Below are 8,172 nucleotides of genomic sequence, written 5' to 3'. Positions count from 1 at the left end.
GTTCTGCCAAGGGCATGGCTGGTTGGCTACGTTCGGGAGGGATAACCGCTGAAAGCATCTAAGCGGGAAGCCTGCTTCGAGATGAGTATTCCCACCCCCTTTGAGGGGTTAAGGCTCCCAGTAGACGACTGGGTTGATAGGCCGGATCTGGAAGCCCAGTAATGGGTGGAGGTGACCGGTACTAATAGGCCGAGGGCTTGTCCATATTTGCTCGCGTCCACTGTGTTAGTTCTGAGGCAACGACCGTGTTTTTTCCGGTCGAACTTCATAGTGTTTCGGTGGTCATAGCGTGAGGGAAACGCCCGGTTACATTCCGAACCCGGAAGCTAAGCCTTACAGCGCCGATGGTACTGCAGGGGGGACCCTGTGGGAGAGTAGGACACCGCCGAACAAATTTTAGACGGAAAGGCCCACACCTTATGGTGTGGGCCTTTCTGCATTTCAGATTCGTTTTCTTCAAGGGGGGCGCTAGGCGCCTCCCTTTTTTCGTTTACAGCCGTCCTGCCGCCTTCAATGCCAGATAGGCATCGGCCAGCGCTGGAGCCAGGTCGTCCGGTGTCGCGTCGACGACAGTCACCCCATGACGGCGGAGTTGTTCCGCCGTGCGATGGCGCTCCGTCTGTGCCTGGGCAGCTGCTGCGGCCTCGTAGACCGCATCGGTGTTTCCGCGGGCCGTGGCCATGCGGGCGATGTGGGGATCCGCCACCGAGGCCAGAAGGACCGTGTGCCGTTGGGTGAGCTGGGGCAGGACGGGCAGCAGGCCCTCCTCGATCGGTGCGGCGTCGAGACTGGTGAGCAGCACGATCAGTGAGCGGCGAGGGGCCGTACGCAGGGCTGTGGCTGTGAGGCCCCGGGCGTTCGTCTCGACGAGTTCGGGCTGAAGGGGGGCCATCGCGTTGACCAGGGAGGGGAGGAGGTCCTTGGCCGTTCGGCCTTGGACCAGGGCGCGTACTCGGCGGTCGTATGCGAGAAGGTCCACGCGGTCGCCGGCGCGGGCTGCGAGAGCGGCCAGGAGCAGTGCCGCGTCCATGGAGGCGTCAAGACGGGGGACGTCGCCCACGCGGCCTGCCGAGGTGCGGCCGGTGTCGAGGACCACGAGGATGTGGCGGTCGCGTTCGGGGCGCCAGGTGCGTACGGCGACGGACGTCTGGCGGGCGGTGGCTCGCCAGTCGATGGAACGGGTGTCGTCGCCGGGGACGTACTCGCGCAGGCTGTCGAATTCCGTGCCTTCGCCGCGGGTGAGGACGCTGGTGCGGCCGTCGAGTTCGCGCAGACGGGCGAGCTTCGAGGGGAGGTGCTTGCGGCTGGTGAACGGGGGCAGGACGCGGACCGTCCAAGGGACCTTGTGGGTGCCCTGGCGGGAGAAGAGCCGGAGGGGGCCGTAGGAGCGAATCGTCACCCGGTCTGCCTGGCGGTCGCCGCGGCGGGTGGGGCGTAGGCGAGTGGTGAGGCGTCGGCGTTCGCCGGCGGGGACGGTCAGCTGGTGGCGCGAGGCTTCCACTTCCGTGCCGGGCTGCCAGCTGCTGGGGGGCCAGGCGTCGCGCGCGTGGGCGCGGAGGGGGCGACCGGACGGGTTGGTGATCGTGAGGGTGACGTCGGCGGCTTCGCCCAGGCGGGCGGAGGTGTCACCGGAGCGGGCCAGGCTGAGTCGTCGTACGGGTGCCGCCAAGGCGAAGTCGCAGGCGCAGGCCACTGCCAGGGGGGCGTTGACGGCGAGCATGCCCGTCCAGCTGGGTTCCCAGATGCCGACAGGGAGAGAACCCAGGGCCGCGAGGAGTGCGGCGCGCCCGGTGAGTGCCATCAGCGGGGGACCGGGACGTGGGCGAGGATCGCGTTGATGACGGAGTCGGCCGTCACGCCCTCCATCTCGGCCTCCGGGCGCAGTTGTACGCGGTGGCGGAGGGTGGGGAGGGCCAGGGCCTTCACGTCGTCGGGGATCACGTAGTCGCGGCCGGTCAGCCACGCCCATGCGCGCGAGGTGGCCAGGAGGGCCGTGGCGCCGCGCGGGGACACGCCCAGGGTGAGGGAAGGGGACTCGCGTGTGGCCCGGCAGATGTCGACGACGTAGGCGGTGATCTCGGGGGAGATCGTGGTCTTGGCGACCGCGGCGCGTGCGGCTTCGAGGTCGGCGGGGCCTGCCACGGGGCGTACGCCGGCGGCGCGCAGGTCGCGGGGGTTGAAGCCCTCGGCGTGGCGGGTGAGGACGTCGATCTCGTCCTGGCGGGAGGGGAGCGGGATCGTGAGTTTCAGAAGGAAACGGTCCAACTGGGCTTCGGGGAGGGGGTAGGTGCCCTCGTACTCCACCGGGTTCTGGGTCGCGGCGACCAGGAACGGGTCGGGGAGGAGGCGCGGGGTGCCGTCGACGGTCACCTGGCGTTCCTCCATGGCCTCCAGGAGAGACGACTGGGTCTTGGGCGGGGTGCGGTTGATCTCGTCCGCGAGCAGAAGGTTGGTGAAGACCGGGCCGGGCTGGAAGGAGAACTCGGCGGAGCGGGTGTCGTAGACCAGGGAGCCCGTCACATCACTCGGCATGAGGTCAGGAGTGAACTGGACGCGCTTCGTGTCGAGTTCGAGTGCGGATGCGAGGGCGCGGACGAGCAACGTTTTGGCGACCCCAGGGACTCCTTCTAGTAGCACATGTCCGCGGCAGAGGAGGGCGACGACGAGACCGGTCACGGCGGGGTCCTGGCCGACCACGGCTTTGGCGATCTCGGCGCGCAGGGCTTCCAGGGAGGCCCGGGCGGTGTCCGGGTCCCCGGTGGTCCCGGCGTTGTCAGTGGTCGGGTCCATCATGAACGGCGTACCTCTCTTTCGAGGGCGTCGAGTTGGTCGGCTAGGGAGATGAGAGCTGCGTCGTCGCCGGGCGGCGGGCCGAAGAGGAGGGAGTGCAGGGACTGTCCGTCTCCGTCTGCGTGGAGATGGGCGGACAGGGCGGGGAGCAGTGCTTCGGGTGCGTGCGCCTGGGTGGCGGGGACGCCTACGAGGGGGGCGAGGCGGGTGCGTGTGGTGGAGCGAAGAGCGGCGGCCGCCCGGTCGCGGGCGTTGGCTTTGCGGTAGAGGCGAGCGCGGCCTTCGACGGTTTCGGAGGCGCGGATCGCCACGGGGAGTTTCTCGGGCACGAGCGGGCCCAGTCGGCGTGCCCTCCACAGGGCGGCGAGTGCCGCCGCGAAGAAGAGCTGCAGTGTGCCCCACAACCAGCCCGAGGGGAGCAGATCGAGGAAGCCCTTTTCCTCGCCCGGGTCGGTGGCGGTCTGATCGGAGAGCGAGGGGAGGTACCAGACCAAATGGGGGCGGGAGCCGAGGAGTTGGAGGGCGAGCGAGGCATTGCCCTGCTCGTCGAGGGTGTCGTTGTAGAGAATGTCGGGGGCGCCGAGCACGACGGTGTCGCCGTCCCCGGTGGCCGCCGGGACGCGGACCAGGGTGGGCAGCCGCTCGCTGGGGTAGCACTCGTCGTAGCCGGGGACTGTGACGGTGTAGCGGATGCCGCCGGTGTCGGCGGTGCCCGCGCGCCGGGCCGCCGACAGGGCGCAGTCGGGGGAGAGCGTCGAGTCGAGGCTGGTGGCGGGGTCCGCGACGACGCCGGGGGCCAGCCTTTCCACGGACCAGCTGCCGGGGGCGACGAGGAGGGTGCGGCCGTCGGAGTCGGCGGTCGCGGAGTGCAGTTGGCTCTGCTGGCGGTGCGTCAGGAGGTCGGGTACGGCGATCAGGAGCGTGGTGTCGGGGCCGGCCGCGGCGCGTGCTTCGTCGAGGGTCGTGACCACTCGGGTGTCGACGCCTCGGTCGGCGAGGAGTTCGGCGACGGCGCGGCTGCCGTAGGGGTCCGCGGAGCGCGGGTCGAGGCCGCCGTGGCGTTCGGTGGAGCGGATCGCCGCGATCGCCACGGCCGCGACGAGAAGAAGCACCAGGGCGAGCACGATGCCTCGCGCGCGGGTCCACACCTGGCGGGCGGTGGGCGAGGCCGCGGTGGACGGGAGCGTGGCCTCGGTGGTCATTCGGCGGCCCCCTGGCGGGCGTTGTGGGCCGCGCTGTGGCTGCTCGCACTGGCCGCGAGCACCGGCTTGGTGCGTTCCAGGTCGCGGTCGAGTTCGGCGATGCGGTGGTACGACTGCTCGGTCGCGGCCCGGCCGCCGTACGTGACGTCGTCGAAGTCCCGGGCCGCGGAGCGCAGCCGGTCCGTGTGGGAGGGCAGGGCGTGGCCCGCTTCCGCGGCGGCCTCGTCCGCGGTGCGGCCGGGACGGACGTCGAGGAGGGTGCGTTCCTCCAGGGAGCGGACGATGGCTCGCATGCGTTCCTGGACGGCCTGGTTCCAGTGGCCCTGGGCGGCGTGTGCCTCGGCGGCCGCGCGATGGTCGGCTGCGCTGCGTGGGCGGTCGTCGAACAGGGCGGCGGAGGGGGCCGGGCCGCGGCGCGGAGTGCCCAGGCGCCACCACAGCGCGCCGGCGACCAGGAGGACGGCGGCTATGACGACGACGAGGCCGAGTGGTCCCCCTGGTGTCGCGGACGCAGCGGAGTTGAACAGCTTGTCGACCCAGTCCCAGAACGCGTTGAGGGCGCGCTGGAACCAACTGGGGTCGTTCTCGTGGTACATGCGCTTGGACAGCTCGCGGCGGGCCGCCTCTCGCGCGGGGTCACGCGGGATCGTCAGAGGCGGTTCGTCGGCGGACCGTGCCAGTGACAGCACGGATGTGTCGCCGGCGCCCAGCATGGTGAGCACTCCCCCCGGCAGGTTCACCGCATCAGCTCCCGGGAGTGGGGCCGGTGCCGTAGCCCTGGACGCCGGCTGCCCGGGCCAGTTCGAGGTCGAGGCCCTCGCGGCGGATGCGCTGGTCGATGTAGAGGAGCACGGTGACGCCCGCCGTGATCGGGAAGGTGATCATGGAGCCGATCACCGAGCCGATGCCGCTGATGATGAGGAACGTCCAGCCGAGGTCGCCGGTGCCGTTGATGAAGCCGCCGACGCCCTCGCCGCTGAGCGCTGCGGCGAGGAAGGTGAAAGGGATGACGACGATTGCCGCGACGATGTTCGCGATGATCCCGGCCAGCAGCTGAATGCCGAGGACCCGCCACCAGGAACCGCGGACCAGCTTCGTGGAGCGGCTCATCGACTTCACGATGCTCTGCTTCTCCAGCATCAGCGCGGGCGAGGCCAGGGAGAAGCGGATCATTAGCCACAACGCGACGACGCCGGCGCCGAGGACGCCCAGGACGACGAGGGCGATGCCGCCGCCGTTCGAGCCCGCGGCGGCCACGAGGATGCCGGGCAGCGCCCCGACGGCAAGCACACCGAAGGTGATGAGCAGCAGCAGGAAGATCAGGCCGAACAGCCTGGGTACCTGCGGGCGGGCGTCGCGCCAGGCCTCACCGGTGGTGACCGGCCTGCCGAGCACCGCCCGGCTGGTGACCGTTGTCAGCAGCGCGGTCGCGGCGACCGTGCCGATCAGGGAGATCAGGAAGACGACGGTGCTGCCGAGCAGGGTCTCGCCCAGGGCTCGGGTGAGCTCGTCGGCGCTGGCGCTGGGGTCGTTGAGGGCCTCGGTCCCTGCGCTGTCGTTCAGGACGAAGCCCTGGAGCAGGATGACGAGAACCTCGGTCACGACAGCGACGGTCAGCGAGATGCCGAGGACCGTGCGCCAGTACGTGCGCATCGTGGAGACCGCGCCGTCGAGGATCTCGCCCACGCCGAGTGGGCGCAGGGGGATCACGCCGGGCTTGGCCGCGGGCGGGGGGCCTCCCCAGCCGCCGTAGCCGCCGCCCCAGCCCGGGGGAGGAACGTAGCCTCCGGGCGGGCCGGCGGGGGGCTGGGATCCCCAGCCCGGGCCGGGCGGCGGGGGCGGAGGTGTCTGACCGGGAGCGGCGGGGCCTGTGGGGGCGGACCACTGACCGGGGGGTGGTTGCTCCTGGGACCACTTCGAGTCGGCGTCCTGCGGCTGTTGTGCGGGGTTCGCGGTCTCTGGCCGGTCGGCGGGCTCGGCGGGCTCGGACGTGCCGGGCTTGTGCCCGTCGGGCGGGGCGGATCCGGGCGAGGCCCAGCCCGGAGTGTCGTTCATCGTCGCTCCTTCACGGTGCCCGTCCGCGGTCGCGGCGGCAGGTTGGCAGCCATCGTGCCATGGGGTGGTCGGCGAAGGACCAGCCGCGGTATGGGCTGCGCACCTTCAATACTCCGGCGCACAAGGGGCAGACTGACGACATGGCTGATCAGTACGCGCAAACCGGCGAGGACAGCAAGACCACCGAGGTACCGGCGATCCGCTGGGAGGAGCCACCCGAAGGCCCCGTCCTGGTGCTTCTCGACCAGACGAGGCTTCCGGCCGAGGAGGTCGAACTTGTTTGTACGGACGCGTCCGCGCTGGTGGAGGCGATCCGTTCGCTCGCCGTGCGCGGGGCGCCTTTGCTCGGTATCGCGGGGGCGTACGGGGTCGCGCTCGCCGCCGCGCGTGGGTTCGACGTGGACGAGGCGGCAGCCGCGCTGGCGGGCGCGCGTCCGACCGCGGTGAATCTTGGCGTCGGGGTGCGCAGAGCCGAGGCCGCGTACCGGGCCGAGCTCGCCAAGAGCGGTGACCAGGAGCTGGCGGCCGGGGCTGCGCTGGCGGCGGCACGCAGGCTGCACCGCGAGGACGCGGCGGCCAGTGCCGCGATGGCCGAGCGTGGGCTGGCTCTGCTGGACGAACTGCTGCCGGGCGGCGGGCACCGGATCCTGACGCATTGCAACACCGGTTCGCTGGTGTCGGGCGGTGAGGGGACGGCGTTCGCGGTGGCGCTCGCGGCTCACCGGGCGGGGCGGCTGCGGCGGCTGTGGGTGGACGAGACGCGTCCGCTGCTCCAGGGCGCCCGGCTGACGGCGTACGAGGCGGCGCGCAGCGGGATGGCGTACACCTTGCTGACCGACAACGCGGCGGGCTCGCTGTTCGCGGCCGGGGAGGTGGACGCGGTGCTGATCGGAGCCGACCGGATCGCGGCCGACGGTTCGGTGGCGAACAAGGTGGGGAGCTATCCGCTCGCGGTGCTCGCGCGGTATCACCATGTGCCGTTCATCGTGGTGGCGCCGGTGACCACGGTCGATCCGGACACGCCGGACGGGGCGTCGATCGAGGTGGAGCAGCGGGCGGGGCACGAGGTGACCGAGATCGCGGCGCCCCAGGTGCCGGTGGTGGGTGTCGAGGCCGGCGGTGGGATTCCGGTGGCGCCGCTGGGGACGCAGGCGTACAACCCGGCCTTCGATGTGACGCCGCCCGAACTGGTGACGGCGATCGTCACGGAGGAGGGCGTGGTGTCGCCGGTGACGGCTGAGGCTCTTGCTGAGCTGTGTGCAAGGTCCCGGGAGGTGACGACCAGCTGATCCGGATGTGGTGGCCACGTATTCCGCCTGAATCCATGGCGGATCTTCGCGGCGGCGGCCGAGGCAGACAGTGACGGTCCAGTACGACTAAGGTCACTGGTCGGTGAGCTGTCTCACCACTGCCTTCACCACTGTTATGAGAATGGGATGATGTCTTTATGAAGGGACGAGTCCTTGTCGTCGACGACGACACCGCACTTGCCGAGATGTTGGGCATTGTGCTGCGTGGTGAAGGTTTTGAGCCGTCTTTCGTAGCCGACGGTGACAAGGCGCTGGCCGCGTTCCGTGAGGCCAAGCCGGATCTGGTGCTGCTGGATCTGATGCTGCCCGGGCGGGACGGCATCGAGGTGTGCCGCCTGATCAGGGCGGAGTCCGGCGTGCCGATCGTGATGCTCACGGCGAAGAGCGACACCGTCGATGTGGTCGTGGGCCTGGAGTCCGGTGCCGACGACTACATCGTGAAGCCGTTCAAGCCGAAGGAGCTCGTGGCCCGGATCCGGGCGCGGCTTCGGAGGTCGGAGGAGCCGGCTCCCGAGCAGCTCGCCATCGGTGACCTGGTCATCGACGTGGCCGGGCACTCCGTGAAGCGGGACGGGCAGTCGATCGCGTTGACGCCACTGGAGTTCGACCTGCTGGTCGCGCTCGCGCGCAAGCCGTGGCAGGTGTTCACGCGTGAGGTGCTCCTCGAGCAGGTGTGGGGCTACCGGCACGCCGCCGACACCCGGCTCGTCAATGTGCATGTGCAGCGGCTGCGCTCCAAGGTCGAGAAGGACCCGGAGCGGCCCGAGATCGTGGTGACCGTCCGTGGTGTGGGTTACAAGGCAGGGCCCAGCTGA

Annotated in this window: 7 protein-coding genes and 2 rRNA genes; 4 read left to right on the top strand and 5 right to left on the bottom strand. The window is 70.4% G+C overall.

The window, feature by feature from the left end; genetic code table 11:
* Positions 1 to 205: ribosomal RNA gene (locus BFN33_RS48450) — 23S ribosomal RNA — on the top strand; the annotation flags it as partial.
* 69 nt (positions 206 to 274) lie between these two features.
* Positions 275 to 391, top strand: a 5S ribosomal RNA gene (rrf, locus tag BFN33_RS48445).
* Between the two features lie 99 nt (positions 392 to 490).
* Here the strand turns inward: rrf and BFN33_RS48440 are convergent.
* Genes BFN33_RS48440 through BFN33_RS48420 form a run of 5 tightly spaced genes read right to left on the bottom strand, consistent with a single transcriptional unit; the run spans position 491 to position 6,047 of the window.
* A complete protein-coding gene (locus BFN33_RS48440) occupies positions 491 to 1,801 on the bottom strand; it encodes a DUF58 domain-containing protein (RefSeq protein WP_069766615.1) in 1,311 nt (436 codons plus the stop codon).
* Positions 1,801 to 2,790, bottom strand: a complete 990-nt coding sequence (locus BFN33_RS48435; RefSeq protein WP_088245557.1) for a MoxR family ATPase — start codon at positions 2,788 to 2,790, stop codon at positions 1,801 to 1,803. Before BFN33_RS48435 ends, BFN33_RS48440 begins: the two co-directional genes overlap by 1 nt.
* The gene (locus BFN33_RS48430) at positions 2,790 to 3,992 is read right to left on the bottom strand and encodes a DUF4350 domain-containing protein (RefSeq protein WP_069766613.1); all 1,203 of its coding nucleotides are present in this window, start codon (positions 3,990 to 3,992) and stop codon (positions 2,790 to 2,792) included. Before BFN33_RS48430 ends, BFN33_RS48435 begins: the two co-directional genes overlap by 1 nt.
* Positions 3,989 to 4,705 (bottom strand): DUF4129 domain-containing protein, encoded by a 717-nt coding sequence (locus BFN33_RS48425; protein WP_069766619.1) that lies wholly within the window; start codon positions 4,703 to 4,705, stop codon positions 3,989 to 3,991. Before BFN33_RS48425 ends, BFN33_RS48430 begins: the two co-directional genes overlap by 4 nt.
* 31 nt (positions 4,706 to 4,736) lie before the next feature.
* Positions 4,737 to 6,047 (bottom strand): glycerophosphoryl diester phosphodiesterase membrane domain-containing protein, encoded by a 1,311-nt coding sequence (locus tag BFN33_RS48420; RefSeq protein ID WP_069766612.1) that lies wholly within the window; start codon positions 6,045 to 6,047, stop codon positions 4,737 to 4,739.
* 140 nt (positions 6,048 to 6,187) lie between these two features.
* On the opposite strand from BFN33_RS48420, the gene mtnA reads away from it, so the two are divergent.
* Together mtnA and mtrA are read left to right on the top strand one after the other, a co-directional pair.
* Positions 6,188 to 7,336: an S-methyl-5-thioribose-1-phosphate isomerase gene (gene mtnA, locus BFN33_RS48415; protein ID WP_069766611.1), complete on the top strand. Its 1,149-nt coding sequence runs from the start codon at positions 6,188 to 6,190 to the stop codon at positions 7,334 to 7,336.
* A gap of 158 nt (positions 7,337 to 7,494) precedes the next feature.
* Positions 7,495 to 8,172, top strand: coding sequence for a two-component system response regulator MtrA (gene mtrA / locus BFN33_RS48410; protein ID WP_009333493.1), 678 nt, complete (start codon positions 7,495 to 7,497; stop codon positions 8,170 to 8,172).

This window comes from Streptomyces sp. LUP47B (assembly GCF_001746295.1).
In the GTDB taxonomy this organism is placed as follows: Bacteria; Actinomycetota; Actinomycetes; order Streptomycetales; family Streptomycetaceae; genus Streptomyces.
This window is presented reverse-complemented; position numbering and strand designations above follow the sequence as displayed.